The organism is Mesorhizobium sp. G2-6-1, from assembly GCF_055809095.1.
Window position 1 is genome coordinate 2,813,568 of sequence record NZ_CM147896.1, and the last position, 26,435, is coordinate 2,840,002.

At 56.5% G+C, this 26,435-nt stretch carries 23 protein-coding genes and 3 pseudogenes; 21 read left to right on the forward strand and 5 right to left on the reverse strand.

Features of this window, described 5'->3' with window-relative positions; genetic code table 11:
• Nucleotide 1: 1 nt before the first annotated feature.
• The 4 genes and pseudogenes from AC0L7S_RS13545 (at nucleotide 2) to AC0L7S_RS13560 (ending at nucleotide 3,888) form a co-directional block, all read left to right on the forward strand.
• The gene (locus tag AC0L7S_RS13545; protein WP_473471539.1) at nucleotides 2-1,036 is read left to right on the forward strand and encodes a thiamine pyrophosphate-dependent dehydrogenase E1 component subunit alpha; all 1,035 of its coding nucleotides are present in this window, start codon (nucleotides 2-4) and stop codon (nucleotides 1,034-1,036) included.
• Nucleotides 1,036-2,034: an alpha-ketoacid dehydrogenase subunit beta gene (locus tag AC0L7S_RS13550; protein ID WP_473471540.1), complete on the forward strand. Its 999-nt coding sequence runs from the start codon at nucleotides 1,036-1,038 to the stop codon at nucleotides 2,032-2,034. The genes AC0L7S_RS13545 and AC0L7S_RS13550 overlap by 1 nt, the downstream gene beginning before the upstream one ends.
• A gap of 3 nt (nucleotides 2,035-2,037) precedes the next feature.
• Nucleotides 2,038-3,418, forward strand: a pseudogene (locus AC0L7S_RS13555) (pyruvate dehydrogenase complex dihydrolipoamide acetyltransferase).
• Nucleotides 3,419-3,519: 101 nt separating this feature from the next.
• A complete protein-coding gene (locus AC0L7S_RS13560; protein WP_473471541.1) occupies nucleotides 3,520-3,888 on the forward strand; it encodes a hypothetical protein in 369 nt (122 codons plus the stop codon).
• A 3-nt stretch (nucleotides 3,889-3,891) separates the two neighbouring features.
• On the opposite strand, the gene AC0L7S_RS13565 is transcribed toward AC0L7S_RS13560, so the two are convergent.
• Nucleotides 3,892-4,866, reverse strand: coding sequence for a sugar-binding transcriptional regulator (locus AC0L7S_RS13565; RefSeq protein WP_473471542.1), 975 nt, complete (start codon nucleotides 4,864-4,866; stop codon nucleotides 3,892-3,894).
• A gap of 230 nt (nucleotides 4,867-5,096) precedes the next feature.
• Here AC0L7S_RS13565 and AC0L7S_RS13570 point away from each other — a divergent pair, with 230 nt between their 5' ends.
• From AC0L7S_RS13570 to AC0L7S_RS13590, 5 genes are all read left to right on the forward strand, one after another.
• Complete coding sequence (locus AC0L7S_RS13570; protein ID WP_473471543.1) at nucleotides 5,097-6,083, forward strand: ABC transporter substrate-binding protein; 987 nt, start codon at nucleotides 5,097-5,099, stop codon at nucleotides 6,081-6,083.
• Between the two features lie 108 nt (nucleotides 6,084-6,191).
• Nucleotides 6,192-7,895 (forward strand): ABC transporter permease, encoded by a 1,704-nt coding sequence (locus AC0L7S_RS13575; RefSeq protein ID WP_473471544.1) that lies wholly within the window; start codon nucleotides 6,192-6,194, stop codon nucleotides 7,893-7,895.
• Complete coding sequence (locus tag AC0L7S_RS13580) at nucleotides 7,883-8,962, forward strand: ABC transporter ATP-binding protein (RefSeq protein ID WP_473471545.1); 1,080 nt, start codon at nucleotides 7,883-7,885, stop codon at nucleotides 8,960-8,962. Before AC0L7S_RS13575 ends, AC0L7S_RS13580 begins: the two co-directional genes overlap by 13 nt.
• Nucleotides 8,959-10,140, forward strand: a complete 1,182-nt coding sequence (locus AC0L7S_RS13585; protein ID WP_473471546.1) for an MBL fold metallo-hydrolase — start codon at nucleotides 8,959-8,961, stop codon at nucleotides 10,138-10,140. Before AC0L7S_RS13580 ends, AC0L7S_RS13585 begins: the two co-directional genes overlap by 4 nt.
• Nucleotides 10,128-10,874: a 5'/3'-nucleotidase SurE gene (locus tag AC0L7S_RS13590; RefSeq protein ID WP_473471547.1), complete on the forward strand. Its 747-nt coding sequence runs from the start codon at nucleotides 10,128-10,130 to the stop codon at nucleotides 10,872-10,874. The genes AC0L7S_RS13585 and AC0L7S_RS13590 overlap by 13 nt, the downstream gene beginning before the upstream one ends.
• A gap of 32 nt (nucleotides 10,875-10,906) precedes the next feature.
• On the opposite strand, the gene AC0L7S_RS13595 is transcribed toward AC0L7S_RS13590, so the two are convergent.
• Both AC0L7S_RS13595 and AC0L7S_RS13600 read right to left on the reverse strand, forming a co-directional pair.
• Complete coding sequence (locus AC0L7S_RS13595; RefSeq protein WP_473471548.1) at nucleotides 10,907-11,581, reverse strand: HAD family hydrolase; 675 nt, start codon at nucleotides 11,579-11,581, stop codon at nucleotides 10,907-10,909.
• Between the two features lie 82 nt (nucleotides 11,582-11,663).
• Complete coding sequence (locus tag AC0L7S_RS13600; protein WP_473471549.1) at nucleotides 11,664-12,314, reverse strand: hypothetical protein; 651 nt, start codon at nucleotides 12,312-12,314, stop codon at nucleotides 11,664-11,666.
• 161 nt (nucleotides 12,315-12,475) lie between these two features.
• On the opposite strand from AC0L7S_RS13600, the gene AC0L7S_RS13605 reads away from it, so the two are divergent.
• The 5 genes and pseudogenes from AC0L7S_RS13605 (at nucleotide 12,476) to ptsP (ending at nucleotide 17,206) form a co-directional block, all read left to right on the forward strand.
• A complete protein-coding gene (locus AC0L7S_RS13605) occupies nucleotides 12,476-12,913 on the forward strand; it encodes a transcriptional regulator GutM (RefSeq protein ID WP_473471550.1) in 438 nt (145 codons plus the stop codon).
• 54 nt (nucleotides 12,914-12,967) lie between these two features.
• Complete coding sequence (srlA, locus tag AC0L7S_RS13610) at nucleotides 12,968-13,729, forward strand: PTS glucitol/sorbitol transporter subunit IIC (protein WP_473471551.1); 762 nt, start codon at nucleotides 12,968-12,970, stop codon at nucleotides 13,727-13,729.
• A gap of 18 nt (nucleotides 13,730-13,747) precedes the next feature.
• Nucleotides 13,748-14,757 (forward strand): annotated as a pseudogene (gene srlE / locus AC0L7S_RS13615) (PTS glucitol/sorbitol transporter subunit IIB).
• A 20-nt stretch (nucleotides 14,758-14,777) separates the two neighbouring features.
• Nucleotides 14,778-15,158: a PTS glucitol/sorbitol transporter subunit IIA gene (locus AC0L7S_RS13620; RefSeq protein ID WP_473471552.1), complete on the forward strand. Its 381-nt coding sequence runs from the start codon at nucleotides 14,778-14,780 to the stop codon at nucleotides 15,156-15,158.
• Nucleotides 15,159-15,213: 55 nt separating this feature from the next.
• Nucleotides 15,214-17,206: pseudogene (gene ptsP / locus AC0L7S_RS13625) on the forward strand (phosphoenolpyruvate--protein phosphotransferase).
• Nucleotides 17,207-17,209: 3 nt separating this feature from the next.
• On the opposite strand, the gene AC0L7S_RS13630 reads toward ptsP, so the two are convergent.
• Nucleotides 17,210-18,016 (reverse strand): hypothetical protein, encoded by an 807-nt coding sequence (locus AC0L7S_RS13630; protein WP_473471553.1) that lies wholly within the window; start codon nucleotides 18,014-18,016, stop codon nucleotides 17,210-17,212.
• A 227-nt stretch (nucleotides 18,017-18,243) separates the two neighbouring features.
• On the opposite strand from AC0L7S_RS13630, the gene AC0L7S_RS13635 reads away from it, so the two are divergent.
• The gene (locus AC0L7S_RS13635; protein ID WP_473474292.1) at nucleotides 18,244-19,194 is read left to right on the forward strand and encodes a sugar-binding transcriptional regulator; all 951 of its coding nucleotides are present in this window, start codon (nucleotides 18,244-18,246) and stop codon (nucleotides 19,192-19,194) included.
• Nucleotides 19,195-19,351: 157 nt separating this feature from the next.
• Here the strand turns inward: AC0L7S_RS13635 and hutC are convergent, their stop codons facing one another.
• Nucleotides 19,352-20,107 (reverse strand): histidine utilization repressor, encoded by a 756-nt coding sequence (gene hutC, locus AC0L7S_RS13640; protein ID WP_473471554.1) that lies wholly within the window; start codon nucleotides 20,105-20,107, stop codon nucleotides 19,352-19,354.
• A 191-nt stretch (nucleotides 20,108-20,298) separates the two neighbouring features.
• Here hutC and AC0L7S_RS13645 point away from each other — a divergent pair, with 191 nt between their 5' ends.
• The 6 genes from AC0L7S_RS13645 (at nucleotide 20,299) to AC0L7S_RS13670 (ending at nucleotide 26,249) form a co-directional block, all read left to right on the forward strand.
• Nucleotides 20,299-21,138, forward strand: coding sequence for a transporter substrate-binding domain-containing protein (locus AC0L7S_RS13645; RefSeq protein WP_473471555.1), 840 nt, complete (start codon nucleotides 20,299-20,301; stop codon nucleotides 21,136-21,138).
• A 288-nt stretch (nucleotides 21,139-21,426) separates the two neighbouring features.
• Nucleotides 21,427-22,149: an ABC transporter permease gene (locus AC0L7S_RS13650; protein WP_473471556.1), complete on the forward strand. Its 723-nt coding sequence runs from the start codon at nucleotides 21,427-21,429 to the stop codon at nucleotides 22,147-22,149.
• Between the two features lie 11 nt (nucleotides 22,150-22,160).
• Nucleotides 22,161-22,865, forward strand: a complete 705-nt coding sequence (locus AC0L7S_RS13655) for an ABC transporter permease (RefSeq protein WP_473471557.1) — start codon at nucleotides 22,161-22,163, stop codon at nucleotides 22,863-22,865.
• 19 nt (nucleotides 22,866-22,884) lie between these two features.
• Nucleotides 22,885-23,655 carry an ABC transporter ATP-binding protein gene (locus AC0L7S_RS13660; protein ID WP_473471558.1) on the forward strand — a complete coding sequence of 257 codons (771 nt, stop codon included), beginning with the start codon at nucleotides 22,885-22,887 and terminating at the stop codon, nucleotides 23,653-23,655.
• A gap of 239 nt (nucleotides 23,656-23,894) precedes the next feature.
• The gene (locus AC0L7S_RS13665; RefSeq protein ID WP_473471559.1) at nucleotides 23,895-24,623 is read left to right on the forward strand and encodes a FadR/GntR family transcriptional regulator; all 729 of its coding nucleotides are present in this window, start codon (nucleotides 23,895-23,897) and stop codon (nucleotides 24,621-24,623) included.
• Between the two features lie 96 nt (nucleotides 24,624-24,719).
• Entirely contained in the window at nucleotides 24,720-26,249 is a 1,530-nt protein-coding gene (locus tag AC0L7S_RS13670; protein ID WP_473474294.1) for an alkaline phosphatase family protein, read from the forward strand.
• The last annotated feature ends 186 nt before the right edge of the window (nucleotides 26,250-26,435 follow it).

The following is a 26,435-nucleotide window of genomic DNA, read 5'->3' on the forward strand; positions in this document are numbered from 1 at the left end:
CATGGCGGTATCCAGGAAATCTACGGCTGAAAAGGCCGCTTCGACCAATATGCCGTTTGCCTATCAGCAATATACGCCTGCACAATTGAAAGACGTGTTGCGCAAGATGTATCTCATCCGGCGCTTCGAGGAAGGTGCCGAAGACTGCTATACGCGCGGTCTCATTCACGGCACCATGCATCTGTCCATCGGGCAGGAGGCCAGTGCGCTCGGCATTTGCATGCCTTTGGCGGAAGACGACCAGATCACCTCGACGCATCGCGGCCACGGTCACTGCATTGCAAAAGGGGCGGATGTCAAAAGAATGTTCGCCGAGTTTTTCGGCAAGACGACCGGCTATTGCAAAGGCCGTGGCGGTTCGATGCATATTGCCGACGTGGCCAAGGGAAATCTTGGCGCGAACGGCATCGTTGCCGGCGGCATTCCGATTGCGGTCGGTGCTGCGCTGACGGCCAAAAGGATGAAGACCGGCAAGGTGGTCGTGTCATTTTTTGGCGATGGCGCCAATAATGAAGGGGCTTTTCACGAATCCCTCAATATGGCCTCGATATGGAAGTTGCCGGTTATTTTCGTTTGCGAAAACAACGGCTATGGCATGTCGACTTCAACCGAGCGCTCGACCGCGGTGAAGAATATCGCCGAGCGGGCTGCGGGCTATTCGATGCCGGGCGTCATCGTCAACGGCAATATCTTTTCGGAAGTTGCAGAAGCTTCGCAAAAGGCCATCGAGCGTGCGCGCGCAGGCGAGGGGCCGACACTGATCGAATCCAAAACTTATCGCTATCGTGGTCATTCCAAAAGCGACCGAAACCGCTACCGGACCAAGGAAGAGATCGAGGACTGGATGTCGAACCGCGACCCGATCATGCTGTTCGAGACCGAGTTGAAGGACTTCGGCATCATTGACGACGCTGGAATTGATGCGGTTCGTGACGCGGTAAAGCAGGAAATCGCCCAAGGCATCGAGTTTGCCAAGGAAAGCCCCGCGCCCGAGATCGGGGATCTTGGCAGCTTTGTCTACACGGAGGCCGCGTGATGGATGTTGCCGTGCGCGAACTGAGTTACGCCCAAGCCATACAGGAAGCCATGGGGATTGCCATGGAAGCCGATGAGCGGGTGTTTTTAATGGGCGAGGATATAGGCGTCTATGGCGGCGCATTTCAGGTGACCGGCGATCTGGTGGAGCGATTCGGCACGGATCGGGTGATGGATACGCCGATTTCCGAACTTGGTGGTGCAGGCGTGGCGGTTGGTGCTGCCATGACCGGTATGCGGCCGATTTTCGAGTTTCAATTCTCGGACTTTGCGACGCTTGGCATGGAGCAAATCGTCAATCAGGCGGCAAAGATGCGTTTCATGCTGGGTGGCGAGGTTTCGGTACCTGTGGTGATGCGTTTTCCGGCGGGTTCGGGTACCGGTGCTGCTGCCCAGCACAGCCAAAGCCTTGAGGCTTGGCTTGCCCATGTACCCGGCCTGAAAGTCATCCAGCCGGCAACGCCGCATGATGCCAAGGGCATGTTGTTGGCCGCCGTTGCCGACCCCGACCCTGTGATGATATTCGAACACAAATTGCTCTACAAGATGAAGGGGCCGGTTCCGGAAGGTCATTATACCGTTCCTATTGGCAAAGCCGAGATACGCCGAGAGGGAAGCGACCTGACCATCGTTGCTACGTCGATCATGGTCCATAAGGCGCTTGAGGCAGCAGAGACGTTGCAGACTGAGGGACTCGACATCGAGGTTATCGACCTCAGGACTATCCGGCCCATCGACAAGGCAACGGTGATAGAGAGTGTCAAGAAAACCTCACGGCTATTGTGTGTCTATGAGGCGGTGAAAACGCTGGGTATCGGCGCAGAGATCAGCGCGATGATAGCGGAGAGCGAAGCCTTTGATTATCTCGATGCGCCGATCGTGCGGCTGGGCGGGGCGGAGACGCCGATTCCCTACAACCCAGACCTGGAAAAGGCGACCGTGCCACAGGTGCCCGGCATCATTGAAGCTGCTCGCGACCTGATAAGAGGGAAACGCTAGATCATGGCGACCGAGGTTATTCTTCCCAAGGTCGACATGGACATGGCGACCGGACAGATTTCACGCTGGTTCGTCGAGGAAGGCGCTGTCGTGAAACAGGGCGACGTGCTGTTCGAGATCGAGACAGACAAGGCAGCGATGGAGATCGATTCGCCAACTAGCGGTATTGTTCGCAATATTGTTGGCAAGGAAGGCGTCGATATTGCCGTTGGTGAAGTTGTCGCCTGGATTTATGCCGATGGCGAAGATGCTGGAGATGTGCCGGACAAGGCTTCGATTCCTGCCGCCAAGGAAGACGTGTCGCCGGTGCAGGCAGACGCGGTTGGCAAAACCGACGGTGTGAAAGAGCGGGATTCGGGCGCGGATTCATCTGGGCGAGCGGAAGGCGCGGGCTCTGCGGGCGAAACCGGACAATCGGGAAATGTTCGCGCTACGCCGCTGGCCCGCAGACTGGCCCGCGAAGCGGGGATCGCGATCTCTTCGATTTCGGGCACTGGCCCGCATGGGCGTGTTGTGAAGGCCGATGTGGAGGCAGCGGTTGCCGGTGGTGGCAAATCACCCCCTCTGCTCTGCCGGGCATCTCCCCTCAGGTGGGGAGATCGGCAATGGCAATGTCGGTTTGCATCCTGCTCCGGTCTCCGATGCGTCGGTGCTGCGCCTGTTCGAGGAAGGATCTTACGAACTGGTTGCGCATGACAATATGCGCAAGACCATCGCCAAGCGTCTGGTCGAGGCAAAATCGACGATCCCGCACTTCTACCTGACGCTCGATTGCGAACTGGATGCGCTGTTGGCCTTGCGCAAGCAGTTGAATGATGCGGCACCGATGAAGAAGACCGAAAAGGGCGAGACGCCAGCCTACAAGCTCTCGGTCAATGACATGATCATCAAGGCCATGGCGCTGGCGCTTGTTGCGGTGCCGGACGCCAATGCGTCATGGACCGAAAGCGCCATGGTCAAGCACAAGCACGCCGATGTCGGGGTTGCGGTGTCGATCCCCGGCGGGCTGATTACGCCGATCGTGCGCAGGGCGGAGGAAAAGTCACTGTCTACGATTTCCAACGAGATGAAGGATATGGCCAGCCGGGCGAAAAGCCGCAAGTTGAAGCCGGAAGAGTATCAGGGCGGCACGACGGCGGTTTCCAATCTTGGCATGTTCGGCATCAAGGATTTTGCTGCGGTGATCAATCCACCCCATGCGACGATCCTTGCGGTCGGGGCAGGTGAGCCGCGCGCAGTGGTCAAGGACGGCGAGATCAAAATCGCTACGGTGATGTCGGTGACGCTTTCCACGGATCATCGGGCCGTTGACGGGGCACTTGGAGCCGAACTCATCGGCGCCTTCAAGCGGCTGATCGAAAACCCCATGGCAATGCTGGTGTAAACCCGCGATGAAATGTCCGTTGCCAGTTGCGCGACTTCGCTCCATCATGGGTAAGTGACGAAATCGACATGGCGCATTTGTATATGCGCAAGGAGGTCAGAATGCCGGCATTCGGTCCAACGGAAGTCAGGAACCTCGTGTCCAAGGTGATGGGCGCTTCGCCTGCCGATATCAGGCTGGTCGCACAAAGGCTGCACGATCACGCATTCGAGCCGCGCATGACCGCGCAGGATACCGAAATGTTCATTCGCGAACTTGGCTATGAAAATCTGGAGGCATTTTGCGCGGATATCGGGTTGCCAACTCATATTGCGGAGCGGTGGGGCCGGTTTGGCGTTTCCGGCGAGATGCGCCAGGTCTTCACGCTGCTGGCAAGCCAGCGCAAGCGGATGGCGGAAGCCATTGCCGAATTCGAGGAAATGACGCATGTCGGCATCGACGATTTCCTGCGTGAGCGCGGGCTGATCTGAACCCTATAGAGGTTCCAATAGCGCGGCTGCGGTTTCACTGTCGGTAATCAGGACGTTGGCTTCGACGGCTTTCAAGGCTGCATGGATTGCCGCGATTTTTTGTTTGCCGCCCGCGGCCAGCACGACATTGGGAATGGTGCTGACGACATCGAGACCAATGGCCATGACACGTTCATTCACTTCGTGATCGACCAGTTGGCCGTCGGCTCCGATGAAATAGGACAGCATGTTCGCTACCGCGCCCTTGGCTTTTAGCGATGGGATCAGCGAAGGCGCGACAATGGAGTGACTGAAGATCGTGGCGGTGGGCGTGATTTCTCCCACCGTGAGAAGTGCGATGTCAGCATTGGCCGCCCTGTTGCGAACGTCGACCAGTTCAGGTTGTCGCCAGAGAAATTCGCGCAAGGATGGATCGTGCAGGACTACCGGTGCGGTGATTTGATAGCTATCAGCACCAAAGACATCGGCGACCTTGGCTGCGACGATCGACGGATTGATCCACTGTGAATGCGGCAGACCGCCGACGAGGCCGATTACGGACGCGCTTTTGAGTGGCCGACGCGCCAAAAACGCTAGTGAGGCATGAAGTGTCGCGCCGCCACCAATGGCCAGCGTCATGTTATCTTGCATCTGTTCGCCCAGATAGAGCGCCACCGCATGACCAATCGCCTCTTCAAGATGCTGCGCATCCGATGGCGTTGGCACGACCACTGCAGCGTCAAGGCTCCAGCGTGTCTCCAGGGCGCGTTCAAGCGCTATCTGGGCGGCCGTTTCTGCGTTGATGGTGGTGATGACGATGCCTTCCGAAGTGCATGCGGCAAGCGTGCGCATGACCTTGACGCGGCTGACATCAAGCCTGGCTGCAATTTGCTCCTGGGTCAGGCCTTCGACATAGTAGAGCCACGCCGTCTTTACATTGAGATCGGAGGATACCATGGGCGGGCGCGGCCTTGGTTTTTGGTGCCTGTCGTTTGCCATTTCCGATCCCTCCTTTTTCGCCCGCTTCCGGCATCGCTATGGTAGTTTGCCGGTGTGACGACTTTCTCATTGTAGTTTTGTTCATTTGTATTTGACAACAAACAAATGAACATGTCTTATGTGAACAGGCACGCTGTCATATACAGGTCATATGCGCCGTGCAGGGAGGAGTAGCAGTGCCGGGCCGCAATGGTTGGGTGCCGTTACGCGCAAATGGATCAGGAGGTCCCATGAAGACTCATTTCATCAAGTTGCTGGCAAGCCAGATAGCACTCGCTGCATTGGTTTTTGCTGGGTCAGCCAGTGCCGAATCGCTGACACTTTATACGTCACAACCGGAAGCGGACGCTGCGAAAACCGTGGATGCCTTCAAGAAGGTGCATCCGGATGTCGATGTAAATATCTATCGCTCGGGCACCAGCGATATCATGACCAAGCTTGCGGCCGAATTTGCTGCCGGTAGCCCGCAACCGGACGTGCTCCTCATCGCCGATGCTGTCAGCATGGAGCTTTTGAAGAAGGACGATCGGCTAATGCCTTATCCAGGGGTCAATCTGGATGGCATCGACGAAAGCGCCTACGACAAGGACAAGACCTATTTCGGTTCCAAGCTGATCACGACCGGCATTGCCTACAATACGGCTGCGGCGGAAAAGCCCGAACATTGGGCCGATCTTGCCAAGCCTGAATACAAGGATGGTCTGGTCATGCCCAATCCGCTCTATTCGGGTGCGGCGGCCTATCTTCTCTCCGGGTTCACGGGCGATCCCGACTATGGTTGGGGCTTCTTCGAGAAGCTGAAGGAAAACAACACCATCAGTGTGCGTGGCAATGGCGCGGTGTTGAAATCGGTCGCCAGCGGTGAAAAGCCTTACGGTATCCTCGTCGATTTCATGGCCATGAATGCCAAGAAAAAGGGTTCGCCCATCGAGTTCGTTTTCCCATCGGAAGGCGTACCCGCGGTGACTGAGCCTGTTGCCATTCTCAAGACGGCCAAGAATGTCGAAGACGCCAAGGCGTTCGTCGATTTCATCTTGTCGGATGAGGGCCAGAAACTCGCACTGGAAATGGGCTATCTTCCGGCCAAGGCTTCGGTCGGTCGTCCTGACTGGTTGCCCGAAGGCGTCAATGTCAAGGTCATGTCGTTCGACACCAAGGCCATTGTCGAAACTACCGACGCCAACAAGGCGAAGTTCTCCGAACTGTTCGGCGGCTGAGACACTCTACCCATCAAAGGGCCGGAAAATATTCCAGTTTCCGGCCCTTTTGTGTGATTGTACGGCGATCTTCGGATTTGCAGGTTTAGCCCTTTCAGGAACCCAACAATGCGTGCGAGCGTGAAGGAAAGTCGGGGTCAGGAACTGGTCCTGACGGCGGCGGTAGCCGTTGTCATAGTGCTGCTTTCGCTGCTGCCTATGCTACGTCTTCTCAAAGAGATCGTGGCACCGGGCGGGGTGATTTCAGACGCGGCAATCCGCGCCGGGGTAACAAGCTCTGCAACTTGGATTGCGACCGGTCATACGCTTGTCGTGGGGATCGGGGGCACCATTCTGGCGGTGTTTTTCGGCACGCTGGTGGCGCTGCTGGTGACGCTCACCGATGTTCGCGGACGTGGCGCGCTGGTGCTGTGCTATGTCATGCCGCTGATGATCGCGCCGCAGGTGACGGCCCTCGCATGGCTGCAATTGTTCGGCCCGGCAAGCCCGTTTCTCAGGCTGCTGGGCATGGCGCCGCCGCTTGGTACGCGCAATCCGCTCTATTCGACCGAGGGCATTATCCTGCTGCTTGGCGTGCAATACGGTCCGCTGGTGTTTTTGCTTGTCAGGGCGGGTTTGCGCAAGCTGCCGCGTGAGTTGGTTGAGGCGGCGCGCTCCGGTGGGGCGGGATGGTTCACGGTGCTGCGCACGATTGTGTTGCCATTGATGACACCGTCGATCATGGCGGCAGCCGCGCTTGCATTCGTCTCATGCGTCGGCAATTTCGGCATTCCGGCTTTTCTCGGCATTCCGGCCAATTATCTGGTTTTGCCAACACTCATCTATCAGCGGCTTGCCGGTGGCGGCCCGGCGGTTCTTGGCGAGGCGGCGTTCCTGTCGGTACTGATCGGGATCATCGCGATGGCCGGTATCATGGCACAGGAGGTGATGAGCCGACGTCGCGATTACCGCATCAGTTCGACTTCTCTGGCAGCCGAACCCTATGAGCTTGGTCGTTGGCGCGTACCGGTGCAAGTCGGCATGTGGACATTGATAACGGCGATCCTCATTCTGCCCTTGTTCGGCTTGGCACTGACCTCACTGGTTCCGGGCTACGGCATTCCGCTGAATTCTGCGACTGCGACGCTCGATAATTACCGTTTTGTTTTGTTCGAGCATGATGCAGCCAAGCGCGCGTTCTTCAACAGTTTCTGCCTTTCGATTGTTGCGGCATTGTTTGCCGTTCTGGTGGCTGTGCCGGTTGGTTATCTGATTGCCTGGGGCAAGCAGAAGTGGGTTCGCCTGCTCAACCTGTCGGTCGAGTTGCCCTATGCCTTGCCCGGTGTCGTTCTGGCGATTGCTTCGCTGCTCCTGTTCCTGCGGCCAATCCCGTTTACCGGCATCCAGCTCTACAACACGGTCTGGATCATCCTCTACGCCTATCTCGCCCGCTTTCTCGTGCTGGCCTTGCGTCCGACAGTAAGCGGCTATCACCAGATTGACCGAGCGTTGGAAGAAGCTGCGCAGGTTGCTGGTGCGGGGCTATTCGTGCGGCTTAGAACCATTGTTTTCCCGCTCGTCGCGCCTGCTGCCATTGCAGGCGGCCTGCTGATTTTCATGACGGCACTGAGCGAACTTACAGTGTCGGCGCTGCTCTGGGCGTCGGGATCGGAAACCATTGGCGTGGTGATGTTTTCCTTCGAGCAGGGTGGCGATTCCAATTATGCGGCGGCAATGTCGGCAATCACCGTGGCGATCACGTTTACGCTGATGCTGATGACCAATCTGCTTGCCCCCTATCTTCCAAGTGGAGTGCTGCCATGGCGGGACTGACGATAAGCAATGTCTCCAAGACGTTCGGGAATTTCGATGCCGTCAAGGACGTGTCTATCGAAGTCAAGGACGGTGAATTTCTCGCCGTTCTGGGCCCCTCGGGTTGCGGCAAGACAACTTTACTGAGGCTTGTTGCCGGCTTTGAGAAGGTTACCGGCGGCGAAATTCGCATTGGCGATGCGACGGTATCAGACAGCAACGGCAATGTGCCGCCGGAAAAGAGGCGCGTTGGCATTGTCTTCCAGAATTATGCGCTGTGGCCGCATATGACGGTAGCGGAAAATGTCGGCTATTCGCTGAAAGTGGCCAAGGTGGACAAGGCGCTCGCCCGGCAAAAAATTGCTGATGCATTGGCATTGGTCAATCTTGAGGGACTGGCGGATCGTCGTCCGGCAAATCTTTCCGGTGGCCAACGCCAACGTGTCGCGTTGGCGCGCTGTCTGGTTGCCACACCGTCGCTTGTCCTGTTCGATGAGCCGCTGGCCAATCTCGATGTGCATCTTCGCGCCTCCATGGAGGATGAGTTCGCGGCGTTTCACAAGCGAACCGGCACAACCATCGTTTACATCACACATGATCAGGCCGAAGCCATGGCGCTGGCGGATCGTATCGCTGTCATGGATCAGGGGCGGTTGGCGCAACTTGCTTCGCCGCGTGAACTCTATCGTGAACCAGCCAACGAAATGGTTGCGTCATTCATTGCCCAGGGCATCGTTTTGCCTGCCACTGTACAAAGCGAAGAAGCAACCGGGCGCATTCATGTCGAAGTGTTGGGGCAAGACCTCGAAGTGCGCTGCCGACCAGGTGAACAGCCGCGCTCCAACGCAAAGATTTGCATCCGTTCGTCTGATATAGAAGTGGCGGCGGCCGATGCTGCGGGCTTTGACTGCCTTGTCAAGCGCGCGGTTTATAAAGGCGGTACGGTGCGGGTCGAGTTCTCGCCGGTATCTGCACCTGATCTTGATCTTCATTTCGAGCACCCCGAACCATTGCCGTTCGAAAATGGCGCGCGGGTCCGTTTGCACATCAAGTCGGGCTGGCTGATTCCGGCTGAGGCGGCAGCATGACAATGCAGGTCGATCTCGCCGGTGGCTTCGGCGAAAAGGGCCGAACCAGTGTGGTGGTGAACCACGAAGGCAAGCATGTCATGCTGGATGCCGGCATCAAGGTCGGCGCTTCCGGGGCTGAATATTATCCGGTATTGAACGTGGCGGCTGATGAGATTGATGCGCTTTTGATTTCACACGCGCATGAAGACCATGTGGGCGCTCTCAACTGGCTGTTATCAAAAGGCTTTCGCGGGCGAATATTGATGACAGCCGAAACCCGGGATGAAGCGCCAGCGACGCTGGAAGCCTATGCCGATGCAGACCTTTTGCGGGCCTTTCCGTTTCCGCAAGGGCGTGTTGAAATTTTTGAACCGGGTGCCGTTCTGGAAGTTGGCGGGCTGACGGTCAGGACCGGGCGTTCCGGTCATGTCGTTGGCGGTGTCTGGTTTGCGGTCGATGACGGCGAGAGCCGGTTGGTTTATTCGGCGGACGTGGTGCCAGACAGCAATGTCTTTGTAATGGACCCAATTCCCCAGTGCGATATTCTGATTCTCGATGCTTCCTATGGGGCCGACCCAGTGCCCGGTCCGGCGCGTGCCAAGGCCATTGCGGATTGGATATCATTGCAGAAGAACGGTTGTCTTTTGCCCACACCATTGTCCGGCCGTTCGTTGGAGTTGATCGCGGCAATACCCGGCACTTTCGCTATTCATGCAGACATGCGAGCCTCACTCGAAGCGCAGATCGATGCGGGTGCGGCACTTTTGCCGGGTGTTGCGGAGATGCTTCGCCAAAGACTGGGCGTGGCGATCGATTGGACAGACGCGGAGCCTTTGCCATCATGTCCGTTGCTGGTTGATGATGGGATGGGCAGGGCCGGGCCTTCCTCTCGCCTGTTGCCGCTGGCCGATGCAGCGGGGATGCCAATCCTTCTTACCGGACATTTGCCCTCAGGGACGCCGGGACAGATACTCCACGCTGCGGGCCGCGCGGAATGGATCAGGATGCCAACACATCCGACTGTTTCGGGCAATGTCGATATCTGGGAAACGGCCGGTTGCCCGATGGCGTTGGGACATTCATGCGAGGCACGCGACCTAGCCGATCTTGGCGCGCATATTTCGGCGCTGAATGACGGGTATCGCACTGGCGACAGTCTGGCCGTCTCACAAGGAAAACCCGTATGCGCATCCTGATTTCCAACGATGACGGTATTGATGCTCCCGGCATTGCCCGTCTCGTTGATGCTGCGAAAACAGTGAGCGACGATGTCTGGGTGGTTGCACCGGAGGTCAAACATACGGCAGCCGGTCCCTCACTGACGATGGCGACGCCGATCACGATGCAACGCAAGGATGAGCAGCGTTTTTCTTGTTCGGGCAGGCCCGCCGATTGCGTTATCGCTGCAATGGCGTGGCTGTTTGCGAATGAGCGCAAACCCGATCTCGTGCTTTCGGGTGTCAATGACGGTCGCAACGTGGCCGAGGATCTCGCTTATTCCGGCACGCTTGGCATTGCTCGTGAAGCAACGTTCTGGGGCGTTCCGGCCATCGGGTTTTCCCGTGTGAAGAACCCGGCTTATACGTCCGGGGATGAGGTGTGGCTTGGTGGCCTGATTTCATCCTTGTGGGATGGGCGGGCCGACTGGGCACGGGAAGGTCATTGGCTGAGCGTCAATCTGCCATCCACTTTGCCCGCGGCGGTTCGTCAACCTCGTATCGGACGAGACAAGATCGGGCGCAGTGCGGATGTGCTGGAAAGCGATGGAGACCGCACGGTGATCGCGTTTCCGCGGGGGCGTGCTCATTCGACCAGCATTGGCGATGAAAACGCGGTTCTCGATGATGGTTTCGTCACGATCAACCGGCTCAACTGGTTTGGAGAGACGCGGTTGAAAGACGGCTTTGTCAACTCGCTTGCACAGCCCTGATCGAAGCGCGACGCCCTTGCCGGGCAGGGGTTTCAGCGCACAAAACCCAACTTTTTCAATTGAACGCCGACTTCGTTCCAGTTGGCGCATGTCGCTGTCGCGCCGCATGAGGTCAGTTTTTCACCATGCCCGGTGTAGCTGTGGCTGCCGCCTGTGTAGCCAAGAGCTTTCATGTCGGCAGCTACCGCACCTTCGATACCGAAGGGCGAGTCTTCGATAACGATGCAGTTTGTGGGGTCGGCTTTCATCTTTTCGGCGGCAAAGAGAAAAATATCGGGTGCCGGTTTGCCGCGCTTGACCATGGAAGACGAGAAGATCGCGCTGCCAAAAAATGCCGCCATGCCGGTTACATCAAGGCTGTGATGGATACGTTCGACTGAAGAAGAGGATGCGACGCAACGCTCGGTTCGCAGTTGTGAGAGAAATTCACCAAGACCAAGTGTTGGCGAAAGTTCCTCGGAGAAAAGGATTTTCGTTTCTGCCCAGATGTCGTCGCCAGCGTGCTCGGGAAATTGATGGCCGGTCAATTCCTTGATGCGTTCGATGATGTCCGATTGCTTCATGCCGATGCATTGGGCAATGATGTCGGCACCGACCCCGCTCATGCCGTGCTTTTCGTAAACCCGCTCATAGGCGCGCGCGGCCAATGGCTCGCTGTCCACCAGAACCCCGTCGCAATCGAAAATGATGAGCTTTGATCCCCGCACTTATTACTCCACGTTCAATTCGCAAATTTTGTACATCGCTATCGGTATAAAGCGAAATGTTCAATAGACGTGCGGGTTGGTATTAATGCGGCGACGCATTTTCACCTGAAATTGCTGGTGGAGGGGATTGCAATATTTTCTGGATTGCATGGCGTGATGCGGCTTGATCAGGGGCGATCCAGTTTGGTTCGCTGCCAAGGAAACGGTCGAGGAACGCTACCGCATAGGCTGGCATTTCCGCGACGTTTTCGCGGTAAGACCACCATGTGCGCAAATCGTCGGCGCATTTGTCTATCGCTGGTGCGGTGCCGAACTCCTGCTCATGAATCGCTGAGACGGCGGAAACACAGTAGTTGGTATAGAGAAACCCCTCGGGCCAGAAATCGACGATTTCCGAACCTTTTTCCAATGAGGCCATGGAACTCCGATCCGGTGAGGTTGTCACGACCTTTGCCGGATTTTGCCGAATCAGTTCGCGTAAAACCAGGCCTGCAGCGAAAACAATGAAGTCGGCGCGATCCACATCGGCAAAACGCTTTTGTTTCTCGACGATCTCTATCCAGTCAAGGAATGCACGGGTCAGGCTGGCGTCATCAATCTGGAAACGCAGGCCATAGGCTGAGGACACCGCTTTGGCATTGGCGCGAAAAGTGGCGCGAAACCAGCGTAATCGTCGCAAACGATGGCGCAGATCAGGCATCGAGGCCAACTCATCCTTGAACCTCATGTCCATCGGCATATCCTCTTCAGGTCCAAGCCTAGCACGTTGGCAGGCCGGGTAATATCACACTGTTAGAATCATACATATTGACAGTTGAGAAAACAAATGTTCTCTAATTAAGCATGTTGCGCCGCTCGGCGTGTGACTGACAAAGGCTTGGGAGGAAGGGCCTTATGGCAATTTGGCAATGGGCATTGTTGCTTATGGCAATCGCCTGGGGTGTCCAGTCCTTCGGGGTGTGGCTCCAGATGCGTCATTACTCGGATGTCTTCAAGGGCGTCACGGAAAAGTACAGTGACGGCTTTGTCGGAGCCGGTAATTTTCGCGGCCGCTTCAAGAAGGGGACCATAGCTCTTCTCGTGGTGACGCCGGACCTTGTTGTACGGCGGATCATGACCATGACCGGCCGTTCAGTTTTCACCAAATTCAAGCGACATGAAAAATTTGAGGGCGTGGCCCTCGATGAGATCCGGTCCAATCCTGCAATCATGGGGGAGGGGGAACCCGGTGTGGCCGAGGCCGTAAAGCGGGCGATCGAGCAGATCGATCGGACGCGGTCGGAGCCAGCGAAGCAGCCGGGCAAATCCGGTTTGAGTGCAGCAAGCGCATAGAGGGCGCCGTACGCCGGCTGGGATTTATCGGCAAACGCGGCATAAGGAGGAGAAATGTCTGTAATTTCAATGTTGGCGCAGCATGCTGACATGGCTGTGCAGAACCTGCATGTCGCAGGTTCCATGGTCTCGGATGCTGCATTGCACGGCAAACTCGCCGTCGAACATGGGGCCGACCATCTGGTCGTTCTCGCACAAGCGGACAGCGGCAATATGACCGTTGATCAGTTCAGGGAGAAATTGAGTGAAGTAAAACCAGAAGAACAGCTTGGCTGGCTGACGGCTATCGGCAAGTATTTTATCGGCATATTCCAGAAGGGTGGCGAAGTCTTCGCCGGCTTTGTCGTCGGCATCATCCCGACGCTTGTCGTTTTGATGACGGCATTCTACGCTGTCACAGAACTGGTTGGTGAAGAACGCGTACATGGTCTGGCGCGTGGTGCCGGCAGGATTGCACTGACGCGCTACACCTTGCTTCCGCTTTTGGCCGTATTCTTCCTGACCAACCCGATGGCCTATACGTTCGGGTCGTTCCTGGAAGAAAAGCACAAGCCAGCTTTCTATGACGCGGCCGTTTCATACGTGCATCCGCCACTGGGGCTGTTTCCCCACATCAATCCGGGTGAGTATTTCGTCTGGGGTGGTATTCTGGTTGCGCTTCTTGAACTTGAGAAAAATGGCGCGGTTGTAGCCGGATATCACATCAAGGTGGCGATCTGGTACGCAATCGTCGGCCTTATCGTGATCTTGCTCAAGGGCATGCTCACAGAACGTATCACTGCGATCATGGCACGTCGCCAAGGCGTCGAACTGTAGGCGGGCGGGAGAGATATCATGATCAAGACATATAAAGCCGTAAAGATATCCAAAGGCTCGCAAGGCTGGGGTGGTCCACTCGTTATCGAGCCGACCGAACAGCGCAACAAGATCGTGTCCGTGACAGGCGGCGGAATCCATCCTGTTGCTGCATTGATTGCGGAAATGACCGGCGCCGAAGCCGTTGACGGGTTCAAGGCCCCGCCAGTTGAAGGCGAAATGGCGGCGGTCGTTGTTGATTGCGGGGGGACCGCGCGTTGTGGGGTTTATCCACGCAAGCGCATTCCGACCATCAACCTCACCCCGGTCGGGCAATCTGGACCTCTGGCCCAATTCATCACGGAAGACATCTACGTTTCAGGCGTCAAACCTGCCAACGTCACTATGGCGGACGGGTCCGAAGCGGTGACGACTGCAGGGGAGCCGCATCAATGGCTTCAGGTAGTGGCGGCTCATCTTCCGGGGCGGCGGCGCAAGCCTTGCCAAGCGAAGGCGGCCTTGTTGGAATGATCAGCTCGATCGGTCGCGTCATGGGCCGTGTGGTCGGCATATTCTTCAATGCCGGTCGACGCACCATCGATCAGATCATTCGCAACGTGCTGCCATTCATGGCGTTCGTGACCATGCTGATCGGTTTGATCCTCTATACCGGGATCGGTGACGTTCTTGCGCAACCGATGGGACCGCTTGCCAATAATATCGTTGGTCTGCTGATTATATCGGCAATTTGCGGCCTGCCATTCCTGTCTCCGATATTGGGGCCGGGCGCGGTTATTGCGCAGGTTATCGGCGTGGCCATTATCGGCCCACAGATAGCCAATGGCACGATTGCACCTGCAATGGCATTGCCGGCGCTGTTTGCCTACAACACGCAAGTGGGTTGTGACTTCGTTCCGGTTGGTCTGGCACTTGGCGAGGCCAAACCCAAGACTATTGAAATAGGTGTCCCGGCGGTTCTCATCAGCCGTCAGGTCATGGGGCCGGTTTCCGTGCTGATCGCATGGGTATTCAGCCTGTTCGTCCTTTAGTAAAACAAGAGGTTCGCCACATGACTGTTCTGTTAAGAACGCGGGTTACTGAAATTGGGCCCGAAGTGGCGGACCTCGCTGAAGGCGGCGTCGTCATCCTGTTTGCGGATGGCTCGCCTCCTGAACTTGCCGAAGTTTCCGTGCTGCACAAGGCGGAGCAGGAACCAAGTGCTGGCGCACCGGCTATTGGTGCGTCGATTGCCATTGGATCGGTCGAGGCAACAATCACCGCTATCGGTGAGACTGCCTGGGCAAAAGTGCGTGAAATCGGCCATGTTGTCATTTCGTTCAACGGGGCATCAGATGCCGAACGACCGGGCGAGATTTGCGCATCGCCGGTCGCGCTTGACCAACTCGTTGCGGTGTTGAAGCCTGAGACCGTGATTACAATCACCGCCTGAGATCAATTTGCCGCCTTCCTGCAAGAGCGGCCGCGTAGAAACCTGAGTATTTGTCATGGAACGCTCGACAATTGTCAGAGTGCACGAAGGATTGCACGCCCGTCCGGCCACACGGTTCGTCCAGCTCGCCAAAAGCTTCGAGTCCGAGATCGAGATCATCAAGGGCGAGAAGGCGGTTAGCGCCAAGAGTTCGGTCAAGCTCATGCTGCTCGGGGTCAAGGAAGGCCAGGAGGTTACGGTTCGGGCCAATGGAGCCGATGCCATCGAGGCGCTCGAAGCACTGATCGGGTATCTCGAAAATCCGCAGGCCGGTCTGGATGGAGATGCAAAACCGGGCGATGGCGAAAATGGCAAGGAAGTGCCTGATACTGTTGCGGTTTCAATGGGTGAGACCAAGAAAGTGCCGGTTTGTGATGTGAAGTCGGCACTTACCGGCATTGCGGCGAGTGAAGGTGTGCATCTTGGCCCTGCTTTCGCTCATTTCCCGCCGGAAATAGCAGGGCAGGCACACCGCCTTGATTCACATGAGATCGACGCTGAAATAGGAAGATTTTCGACAGCCATTGCTGTGGTGCGCGCGCGCATGGACAAAGTTCTGGCTGATGAGAAACTCGGCGGCGGCGACCGGGGCATTGTCGCAGCGCTACGCGATATAGCCGGTGATGAATCACTGGTCAGCGAGGTCGAAACCATGATCCGCGACGGAGCCGATGCGGTTTCGTCGACTATTGCAATCAGTGAAAAACTGGCGGCCGAATTCAGCGCGGTCGATGATCCTTATTTGAATGCGCGCGCCGATGACATGCAGGCTGTGGGACGGCAAATCTGTCTCGCTTTGCTTGGGCAAGACGATGTCAGCCTAGAGGACATTCCGCAAGGCGCGGTGCTGATTGCCGATGATATCGGCGCGTGGGATCTTGCGCGCGCACCCTCAAACGGATTGGGGAATTGTATGCGGTCATGGCGGTGCCACGTCGCATATAGCCATAATAGCGCGCTCTCACGGTATTCCGGCAGTTCTGGGGCTGGGTGAGCAGATCGAGAAGTTGCGCGATGCCAGAGAACTCGCAATCGACGGCTTTGGTGGAATGGTGGTAGCCGACCCCGATGCCGAGACACGTGCTTCATTCGACCAGCGGATGAAAGAGGCCGACGCGGAGCGTGATGCGCTCGGTGTTTTCAAGGATGTTATTCCGGCTCTGGCTGACGGTACACTTATCGAAGTTGCGGCCAATATCGGTTCGCTTGAGGAGATTGAGGCAGCGCAGCAAGCAGGTGCGATGGGAGTTGGCCTTTTTCGCACGGAGCTATTGTTCATGCGCCATATGCATCTTCCATCGGAAGATATGCAGGCCGAGACCTACAGTGCGCTGGCCAGTGCGTTTGCGCCTCATCCCGTTATCGTTCGCACGCTCGATATTGGCGGTGACAAGCCTATTTCCGGCATCGAGTTTCCTGAAGAAGAAAACCCGTTTCTCGGTTGGCGGGGTATTCGCATGTGTCTTGAGCGCCCGGATATTTTCAAGCAGCAGCTTCGCGCGCTGCTTCGGGCCGCCGTTCATGGCAATCTGAAGGTCATGCTGCCGATGATTTCGGACATCGATGAAGTCAGGCAAACCCGCCTGTTGATCGATGAATGTTGCGACGAATTGAAAGCCGAAGGGGTGGCGTTTGGAACCTTCTCGCTAGGCATCATGATCGAGACGCCTGCCGCGGTTCTGATTGCGCCAATGCTGGCGAAGGAAGTGGCCTTCTTTTCCATCGGCACCAACGATCTCACTCAATATGTGATGGCCGCAGACCGCCTCAATCCGGCGGTTGCCAAGCTCAACGATGTTACCAATCCGGCGGTGATGGCAGCGATTGCAATGACAGCCAAAGCCGGCGTTGAGGCTGGTATCATGGTTGGCATGTGCGGCGAAGCTGCGGGGCGCCCAGACCTCATTGCGGCCTTCGTCGACATGGGCTTGACCGAGCTCAGTATGAGCCCGGCATCGATTTTGCGGGCGAAGAAACGAATAGTCGAACTGGCGGCGAAAACAGCGTGATGGTCAGCGAAGATGAAAGAGCAACATCGCGAATATCGGCGTGAGTTCGGCCATCGGATCGGCTCCGCGGCAGGCTGCCAGAATCCGTTCCTGACGGGCTTCGATGGCCAAGGTCGCGATCTCGAAAACATCGATTTCCGGCGCATCCTCGGAACAGATAGTGGCAAGGCCGCAGGCAAGGACGATCGGTGCAAAGCACAAGAGTTCCAAGGAGTGGTTGGCATCGAGCGGTTCAGCCTGCGTCGACGTGGAGGTCTCGATCCTGAGGGGGCGTTGGCCAATAAACTCGATGAGCAACCCCGCACACAATTGCGCGGCCAATGCGAGCCGTTCGGTCTCAACGGTTTCAGCAACGAGGGCTTTCAGGCGTTCACCATGTCGCTTCAGCATGGAAGCATGGACAGCAGCAAAACCGGTTTCGTAGACACGGCTCGTATCGGCTTTACTTTTGGCCAGTGCGGCCTTGACCAGATAGTACATGTCGCGTCGGAACAGGCGTTCGCCCGATAGGTAAGATTGTTTATGTGCTGATGGAAAATAGCTTCCGAAGCCTTTGGCAATGCCGGTGTCGTCGTGTCGTTCATGCGGGATCAAAGTTTCCGCAACCGTCATTGCATCATCGAAGGCGCTTACCGCGTGCCCCATGAGGCCTTCGATCTCGCGAAATGGAAAGGGAGCGGTCTTGTTTTTCTCTGCGGTGAACGAAAGGCTGGCGGTTCCGTCGTGGCGGTGGCTGCGGATAATCTGGCGAACATCGCGCAGTCTGTCCTTCAGATTGACGCGGACCTCTTCGGAGATTTCTCGCAGCATCGTTTTGCCTCGGGTTTGTCATCTGTGATGCGCCGTGAGGCGCAGCGTCGAAAGTCGGATTGTGTCCATCATGCTGGCGCGGTCAATAGACCATATTGCGCTGAGACGTTGAAACATTATGAGATGTCTGCGAAATCTTGAAGGAGAATCGTGAATTGGCCAGAAATTCGCGGGGGAGCGTTGGGTCGACAGTGGGCGTGAAAAATCAGTCAGGTGCAACCAATCATATGGCGAGCGAGAGCAGAAGCGACCGCCTGCGGATCTGCGCGGCCTGGATGTATTTCATCGAGCAGATGACTCAAAATGAAATCGCGGATGTGCTTGGGGTCGGGCGCGTTACCGTGGTGCGGATGCTGGCTGACGCGCGCACACGTGCCGAGGTCAAGATTGCCATTGAAAGCGATCTGGTTGAAATCGTCAGGTTGGAGCGCGCGCTGGAGAAGACATTCGGTCTTGATGAAGCGCTGGTTGCTCCGCTATCTGGCCCCGGTGCCGATCCCATTCCGGCGATTGCTGCTAAAACGGGGAGTTTCTTGTCGGAAACCATGAAGTCCGGTATGCGCGTTGGCGTCGGCTGGGGGCAAACACTGTTTAGCTGTCTGCCCTTCATCAATTCCAAAACGCTTACCGATTTCAAGGTCATTTCGCTGCTCGGCGGCGTTGGTGTCGCGCGCCGTTTCAACCCAGCCGAGTTCGCATGGCGCTTTGCACAGGTATTTCAAGGCGACGGTTATCTGATTCCCACGCCTGCCGTTGTCGACAGTATCGAAACCAAGATCGCCTTGGTCGAGCGGTGCGGTTTGCAGGAAATTTTTCACATGGCGGATGCGCTCGATGCGGTTCTTGTCAGCATCGGCGGCATCGCATCGGCGACGACATTTTATCGTGGTGGCTTCCTCAAGGAAGCTGAACGCGAAGCCTTGGTTGAGCGCGGTGCGGTTGGCGATCTCCTGTTCCATTTTTTCAACCGCAAGGGCGATCTTGTCGATCATCCTGTCAATGATCTTGTCATGTCGGCTGAGGTCGATCGGCTGCGAAAAGCACCGATGCGTATCTTGACGTCAGGTGGTGGAGAGAAGGTTGAAGCCTTGCTCGGCGCCATGCATCTCATCAACCCCACTGTATTCATCACCGATGAAGAGAGTGCGCGGCGGATGCTGGAATTGCACACGCCTTAGACCCGCCCCAAGGGAAAATCTCTGTGCCCTTTTCCAACGATTGCACCTGCGCGGGGACTGGCTATTGCCTCCTGCAAGACAGGGTGCAATCAGCGTCTTGCATGTTCGCATTTTGAATACGGCTCGATAGGCAGTTCCATATACAATGCGACTGCGATCATGGCTCGAATGCCGTGCCGTGGCGCGCTTGCAATCGGTAGCGGTGGCCGGGATAGACAAGACGGGCAAGTGAAACGATTTGCCTCGCCGACCATGTGCGCCGGCGGATGGTCAGGCACGGTTCGGTGCGCAACATTGTCAGCAATTTGCACTCCCAGGTTTTGGGCATGGCGGCTTCGACGACCTGTTCGGAACCATCCATCGGCGCTGTAATGCCCAAATAGGCGTTGGGGGTCATCACCGAGAAATCCTGTTCGAGGTAGGCGGGTGCTGCGGCCGGATTGACGAAACGGTCTTCGATCTGAACGGGAACGTCGTTCTCCGAATGGACGATCAAGGAGTGAAAAACGGTTGCGCCAATTTCGAGTTCAAGTGCGTCGGCAACTTCGGGAGACGCAGAGATTTCGGCCAAAACAACCACTGTGGCAAGGTGATCGTGGCCGCGCTCGGTGATTTCGTCGGCAATGTTGCGGACTTCGGAGAGGGTGGAATAGCCTTTGTGTTCGGCAACAAACGAGCCGACGCCACGGATGCGGATCAATTCGCCTTCGCTCGCCAGTTCGCGTAGCGCACGGTTGGCGGTCATCTTGCTGACCCCAAGTTCGGCGACCAGTTCGTTCTCGGATGGAACCCTGTGCTTTGGTTGCCATTCTCCGCGTCGAATACGATCGACGATCATTTGCTTTACGCTGGCATAGAGTGGCGTCGTGTCGCTGTCGGCCAATTCGCGTTTCATCTCGCCCGGGCGTTTCATGGCTGTCTCCTCGTGCGCAGATGGTGCTGCAAAAATTACTATATGCCTCTTGCGTGATGCAGAATACGCAATATGCTACCCTATACAACCTCCCGATATTGCGATCGTCGAAATCGACCGAATGCGGGTAAGCTGGCGGAAAGATCGGTGCATTGCGGCCAAAGGCCCTTCACAACGCAGAGGAGACTTCGATGAAATTTCATACCTATGTTCTGGCTAGTGCTTTGGCCATTTCGAGTATTGCAGCACCGGCTGCGGCCAAGGACTGGAAAACAGTGACGATCACACTGGAAGGCGCTTATGCGCCCTGGAACATGACCAATGCAGACGGAACGCTCGGCGGTTTCGAACCTGAGCTTGCAAAAGTGCTTTGCGAACGGGCGAAAGTCGAGTGTAAACTGGTCGCGTCCGACTGGGATGGCATGATCCCCGCGCTCAACGCGGGCAAGTTCGATATGATCATGGATGCACTCTCAATCACGGAAGAACGCAAGAAGGCAATTGACTTCACGATACCTTACGCAGCAACGCCTGCCGCTTTTGCGACGGCGAAGGACAGCCCTTTGGCTGACGCGGCCGGCACGGGAATGAGCGTCAAGATGGATGTTGGCCAGACGGGCGTCAAAGACATTGATGCGCTGAAAGAAGCCTTCAAGGGAAAAACCATCGGCATTCAAGCCTCTACGGTCTATGCGAAATTCGTGTATGACAATTTCGGCGATATCGCCACCATCCGCGAATACAAGACCGGAGCCGAGCGCGATATTGACCTGCAGAATGGACGCATAGATCTGGGCTTTGACGACAGCGTTTATTTTGAAAGCGCATTTGAGGCGGCCGACGGTGCTCTGGTCTTTACCGGCCCGCAAATTGTCGGACCCATCTGGGGTGCGGGTGAAGGCCTCGGCGTTCGCAAGGCCGATACCGACCTGCGCGACATGTTCAGCGGTGCCATCAAATCCGCTCTGGCCGATGGCACAGTCAAGACGCTGTCGATGAAGTGGTTCAAGACCGACGTTTCGCCTCAATAAGGATTGTTTCGGCGCTTCCATCGGAAAATGGAAGCGCCGTCGGCACCGTCGCGTATCCGGTGTCGAGCCGCAGATTTTGGCAGGTGACAACTACAGGACAGGTTGTTTGGCGCGTTGAGATGCAGAATCAATTCCGCAGTTTATCGTATTGCAAATATTGGATATTTTGAACCATTCGGCGTTCTCGCATCCACTGCTCTCGTGTAGCGCCCAGCGCGAAATTCGATGCAAATCTCACTTGAAATGACGCGCAAACTGAATTCCCGTACGAGGCGGAAAGTTTTTTGAATGGCGACGCTGGAACTTCTTGGCTTTGGTTCTAATGGATGGGGAGCACTGCTTCTCGTTGCGACACTCATAACGCTTTGTGTCACGGCGGTAGCCTTGGCGATTGGCGCGGTGCTGGGCGGCGTGGTTGCTGCCGCCAAATTGTCTGGAAACGTTGTGCTGGTCGTACTTGGCAACGCCTATACGACAGTGTTTCGTGGCGTGCCGGAACTCCTCATCATCTATCTGATCTATTTCGGCGGTTCATCGGCAATGACGGCTATCGGCCAGGCGCTGGGCTATGAGGGGTTTCTCGGGCTTCCCTCATTTGCGGCTGGGGCGCTCGCCGTCGGCATCATATCTGGGTCTTATCAAGCAGAGGTTTTCCGCGGCGCTTTTCTTGCGGTCTCAAAAGGTGAGATAGAGGCGGGTCTGGCCATTGGCATGAACCGCGCCATGCGGTTGCGTCGTATCATCATGCCGCAAGTGTTGCGCTACGCGATTCCCGGCATCAGCAATGTCTGGCAGTTAAGCCTCAAGGATTCTGCACTGATTTCAGTGACCGGACTTGCCGAACTGATGCGCACGAGCCAGGTGGCGGCGGGTTCGACGCGGCAATATTTCCTCTTCTTCATTGTTGGCGGGTCTCTTTATCTCTTGCTGACCAGCCTTTCGGATCAGGTGTTCAAGCGGGTTGAAAGGCATGCCAATCGCAGCATGCCCTCGGCCATGGGGCAGGTTTGAGGGGCACGACGATGGATTTCGCTTTTCTTTCCGAGACCATGGTAACGCTGCTCAAGGCGCTGCCAATGACACTTGCGCTTTTTTCGTTGTCGGTTGTCACTGGCTGCCTGCTTGCGCTTATCGTTGTATGGATGCGGGTTGGCGGCAATCGTTATCTGTCGGCTTTTGCCAATGCGTATATTTTCGTCTTTCGCGGTTCGCCGCTGCTCATTCAGATGTTCCTGATTTTCTATGGCCTCGCGCAGTTTTCGGCCATTCGAAATGGCCCGTTGTGGCCGTTTCTGCGCGAGCCGTTCGTGTGTGCGGTGTTGTCGCTTGCGCTGTGCACGGCCGGCTATTCGGCAGAGATATTCCGAGGCGGAATTCGCTCCGTGCCGCCGCGCGAGATCGAGGCGGCGCGCGCCATCGGAATGTCGGGATTCCTTCTGGTTCGCCGTATTCTTGCTCCCGTCGCGCTGCGCTACGCACTTCCGGCCTATTCTACGGAGGTGGTTTTGATGATGAAATCAACATCGCTTGCAAGCCTTGTTACCGTTTGGGAGGTAACAGGCGTGGCGCAACGCCTGATTTCCCACACCTACCGCACGATGGAAGTGTTCCTGTGTGCGGCATTGATCTATCTCGTTCTCAATTTCATCGTCCTGCAGGCTATGGCTTTGCTGGAATATTCCCTTTCCCGCCATCAGCGCGCTGCCCCAGAGACGGCAAAGGCGTGACGGAACGCCCGGAGCGACCATGACCGATACATCCCGCCTTTCGGTTCGTAACATTCGCAAGAGTTTCGGCGCTCACGAGGTTCTTCGTGGGATATCGCTGGATGCGCAGGATGGTGATGTCATTTCGGTTCTTGGTGCGAGTGGTTCGGGAAAATCCACCTTTTTGCGCTGCATCAATCTGCTCGAAATCGCCGACGATGGGGATATCTGGGTCGATGGCGAGCAAATTCGCATGGCCCGCAGCAGCGGCAAGAACCGCCCGGCCAGCCAAAAACAGGTGGATCATATCCGTTCTGAACTGGGCATGGTGTTCCAGTCGTTCAATCTTTGGTCCCACATGACCATCCTGCAAAACATCATCGAAGGTCCGGTGCATGTTTTGAAGCGCCCGCGAGCGGAGTGCATCGCTGAAGCCGAAGCGATCCTCGAAAAGGTTGGCATTGCCGAAAAACGCCATGTCTATCCAGCACATCTTTCAGGTGGCCAGCAGCAACGCGCAGCCATTGCACGGGCGCTGGCGATGAAGCCGAAAGTCCTGCTGTTCGATGAGCCAACCTCGGCACTTGACCCGGAACTTGTCGGTGAAGTGTTGCGCGTCATGCGGGCGCTGGCCGAGGAGGGCATGACGATGCTTGTCGTCACCCACGAAATGAGCTTTGCCCGCAATGTTTCAAACCGGGTTGTCTATATGCGCGAGGGGCTTATCGAGAGTTCGGGTGCGCCAGATGATATGTTCGGAGACGCTGCATCGCCGTCCTTTCGCCAGTTCATCGGTCATTTCGGAAGCTGAAAAAATCAGTCAGAACGTGGCTGCGATTTTGCGGCGCTCCAGGCGTTGTAATTCATGTCTTGATCGGTGCGTTTGAGGCTGCTTCGTGGCCGGTTTACGTCTTCAAGCATGCCCATTTCATTGGCCTGTGTGTTGTTGGCAGGCTATTGAGCAATTGATCCTCGGCGTTTTCGGTGGCAATTCCATGCTGGGGTCGCATTGATGGTGGCCGAAACGGCGAGGGCAGTATGGGCAAGAAAATGCCGAAACCGCACTTATCGCGGATAGGAGAGGCGGGTCCTGGTACGGGATCGAGCGTGCATGCATCGCTTGCCAACGAGATCGGCCTGCGGATTGTACGCGGCGATTACGCACCGGGCTCCATCCTTCCAAATGAAGCGCAATGGGCGGAAGCCTTCAATGTCAGTCGTTCAGCAGTGCGTGAGGCGATCAAGATGCTGATGGCCAAGAGCCTGCTTGCCTCGCGTCCGAAAATCGGAAGCCGTGTTGAACCCAAGGAACGGTGGAACCTGCTCGATCGTGACGTGCTTGCCTGGTATGCGACATCGCCTGATCGCGAGGCGTTTTTGAAATCAGTGCAGGAATTTCGCCACATCATCGAGCCGGAAGCGACGGCTCTGGCAGCGATGCGCCGCAGCGATGAACAGATGGTGGAAATCAGCGACGCCTGCACCGCGATGGGGAGGGCCACGACGCTCGAAGAGCGAACGCAGGCGGATACGCGCTTTCACCTGGCGATTCTTCGGGCATCAGGTAACGATCTTCTGGTTCCGCTTGGCGTGTTGATCGAATCGGCCTTCACCCATCTCTTCCTCTATGTGACGCGTGAGGGTGATGATCTGGATGTCGCGCAAAAACTGCATGAAACCATTGCCAGAAATATAAGGCTGCAACAGCCGGAAGCTGCACGGCGAGCCGTGCGCAAGCTGCTTGCCAATACGGACGAAACTATTGAGCGTGGTCCTTGAATTCGGAAATCGGCGTATGGCAAGGATTGCAACAGGTCTGACCGAGAGTTTGATTCCGGTGAAGGGCGTAAGCCATTGATACAGCGACCCAATGTCTTGTTTATCTGTGCTGATCAATGGCGGGCGGATTGCATTTCCTTGCTTGGGCATCCCAATGTCCGCACCCCCAATCTCGACGCGCTTGCTGCAGACGGTGTGCTGTTTCGCAAGCATTTTGGCCAGTGTACGCCTTGCGGCCCCTCCCGAGCCAGCCTGTTGACCGGGCTATACCTGATGAATCACCGCTCCGGCCGCAACGGTACGCCGCTCGATGCGCGCCATACCAATGTTGCGCTGGAAGCGCGCAAGGCCGGTTACGAACCGACGCTGTTTGGTTATACGGATACGAGCATGGACCCGCGCGGGCGCGATCCTGCCGACCCCGTCTTGACCGGCTATGACAAGGGTGTATTGCCGGGTTTTGATACGGGTTTGCATCTGCCCGATGATATGAGTGCCTGGATCGCCGATCTTGAGGCCAAAGGCTATAATTTGCCAAACGGTCGCGACGATGCTTTCCGACCACGCCAGCCATTCGACAAGCCTGATGATCGCGGCTTTCGTTTCATTCCAACCGTTTTTCCAGCCGAAGATAGCGAGACTGCATTTTTGACGAACCGCTTTGTCGAGTGGATGTCGCAAAGGCAGGCTGAGCCGTGGTTTGCGCATTTCGTGTTCTATCGCCCGCATCCGCCGCTCATTGCACCTGAACCATACAACGCGCTTGTCGATCCCAAGGATGTCGATTTTCCGGTGCGTGCGCCTTCGCTGGCGCAGGAAAAACGGCAGCACCCTTTACTGGGCTACGAACTTGATCGGCGGAGTGAACCGGGGCTTTACGATGCGCACAGTCCGTTCGATCCGGTTTCGGCAGATGACCTTGAAATCCGCCAGATGCGGGCGGCTTATTATGGCCTGATCTCAGAGGTGGATCATCATCTGGGCCGCATCATCGACCACCTTAAAGCAACGGGCGAATATGATCGCACATTGATCATCGTGACCAGCGACCATGCTGAAATGCTTGGTGAGCACCACGCATGGGGAAAGGAAATCTATTTCGATAAGGCGTTCCATTTGCCGCTGGTGATCCGCGATCCGCGACCCGAAGCCGACGCTGCGCGCGGCAACCAGGTCGATGTTTTCAGCGAGGCTGTCGATGTCATGCCGACCATTCTCGATTGGCTGGACCTCGACATTCCACGCAGTTGCGATGGGCGCTCACTTCTTGCGTTCGTGCATGGCAATATCCCGGACAATTGGCGCAAGCATGTGTTTTTCGAGCACGATTTCCGCTCGGTGAAGGCGCAGACGGCTGAGACTGCACTTGGTTTGAGTTCGGATGAATGCAGCTACGCGGTGATCCGCGATGATCGCTACAAATATGTGCATTTTGCAGCGCTACCACCACTCCTGTTTGATCTGGTGGAAGACCCGCATGAAATGCGCAATCTGGCCGGCGCGCCGGAGATGGCTTCGACTGTGTTGCATTATGCCCAGAAGATGCTGGACTGGCGGCTGGTCCATGCCGAGCGCACCTTGACCAATATGCAGCTTACCAAGGAAGGGGTTTATTCGCGCCGTTGAATTTGGCGCTACTGGTTATCCTTGTCCTTCGGGGCATGGAACCTCAGGCGATTTCAGGGATTGAGTATACTCGTCTGTCTGAAGGTAAAATAAACGAGGCGCAGCAAACTGTTTCATTTCCGGTTCATCAAGGCTATGCATAATTGGAACCGAGGTCGCATGTCCTGACGACGTTGCGACGGATGC

Excerpts from the sequence above, each read along its gene's own strand:
- AC0L7S_RS13560 (WP_473471541.1), top strand. The coding sequence starts at position 3,520 with ATGCCGGCATTCGGTCCAACGGAAGTCAGGAACCTCGTGTCCAAGGTG.
- AC0L7S_RS13655 (WP_473471557.1), top strand. The coding sequence starts at position 22,161 with ATGGATTTCGCTTTTCTTTCCGAGACCATGGTAACGCTGCTCAAGGCG.
- AC0L7S_RS13550 (WP_473471540.1), top strand. The coding sequence starts at position 1,036 with ATGGATGTTGCCGTGCGCGAACTGAGTTACGCCCAAGCCATACAGGAA.
- AC0L7S_RS13635 (WP_473474292.1), top strand. The coding sequence starts at position 18,244 with ATGGCGAGCGAGAGCAGAAGCGACCGCCTGCGGATCTGCGCGGCCTGG.
- AC0L7S_RS13605 (WP_473471550.1), top strand. The coding sequence starts at position 12,476 with ATGGCAATTTGGCAATGGGCATTGTTGCTTATGGCAATCGCCTGGGGT.
- AC0L7S_RS13620 (WP_473471552.1), top strand. The coding sequence starts at position 14,778 with ATGACTGTTCTGTTAAGAACGCGGGTTACTGAAATTGGGCCCGAAGTG.
- AC0L7S_RS13585 (WP_473471546.1), top strand. The coding sequence starts at position 8,959 with ATGACAATGCAGGTCGATCTCGCCGGTGGCTTCGGCGAAAAGGGCCGA.
- AC0L7S_RS13570 (WP_473471543.1), top strand. The coding sequence starts at position 5,097 with ATGAAGACTCATTTCATCAAGTTGCTGGCAAGCCAGATAGCACTCGCT.
- AC0L7S_RS13565 (WP_473471542.1), bottom strand. The coding sequence starts at position 4,866 with ATGGCAAACGACAGGCACCAAAAACCAAGGCCGCGCCCGCCCATGGTA.
- AC0L7S_RS13665 (WP_473471559.1), top strand. The coding sequence starts at position 23,895 with ATGCCGAAACCGCACTTATCGCGGATAGGAGAGGCGGGTCCTGGTACG.
- AC0L7S_RS13575 (WP_473471544.1), top strand. The coding sequence starts at position 6,192 with ATGCGTGCGAGCGTGAAGGAAAGTCGGGGTCAGGAACTGGTCCTGACG.
- AC0L7S_RS13590 (WP_473471547.1), top strand. The coding sequence starts at position 10,128 with ATGCGCATCCTGATTTCCAACGATGACGGTATTGATGCTCCCGGCATT.
- AC0L7S_RS13650 (WP_473471556.1), top strand. The coding sequence starts at position 21,427 with ATGGCGACGCTGGAACTTCTTGGCTTTGGTTCTAATGGATGGGGAGCA.
- AC0L7S_RS13545 (WP_473471539.1), top strand. The coding sequence starts at position 2 with ATGGCGGTATCCAGGAAATCTACGGCTGAAAAGGCCGCTTCGACCAAT.
- AC0L7S_RS13630 (WP_473471553.1), bottom strand. The coding sequence starts at position 18,016 with ATGCTGCGAGAAATCTCCGAAGAGGTCCGCGTCAATCTGAAGGACAGA.
- AC0L7S_RS13645 (WP_473471555.1), top strand. The coding sequence starts at position 20,299 with ATGAAATTTCATACCTATGTTCTGGCTAGTGCTTTGGCCATTTCGAGT.
- hutC (WP_473471554.1), bottom strand. The coding sequence starts at position 20,107 with ATGAAACGCCCGGGCGAGATGAAACGCGAATTGGCCGACAGCGACACG.
- AC0L7S_RS13660 (WP_473471558.1), top strand. The coding sequence starts at position 22,885 with ATGACCGATACATCCCGCCTTTCGGTTCGTAACATTCGCAAGAGTTTC.
- AC0L7S_RS13600 (WP_473471549.1), bottom strand. The coding sequence starts at position 12,314 with ATGGACATGAGGTTCAAGGATGAGTTGGCCTCGATGCCTGATCTGCGC.
- AC0L7S_RS13580 (WP_473471545.1), top strand. The coding sequence starts at position 7,883 with ATGGCGGGACTGACGATAAGCAATGTCTCCAAGACGTTCGGGAATTTC.
- srlA (WP_473471551.1), top strand. The coding sequence starts at position 12,968 with ATGTCTGTAATTTCAATGTTGGCGCAGCATGCTGACATGGCTGTGCAG.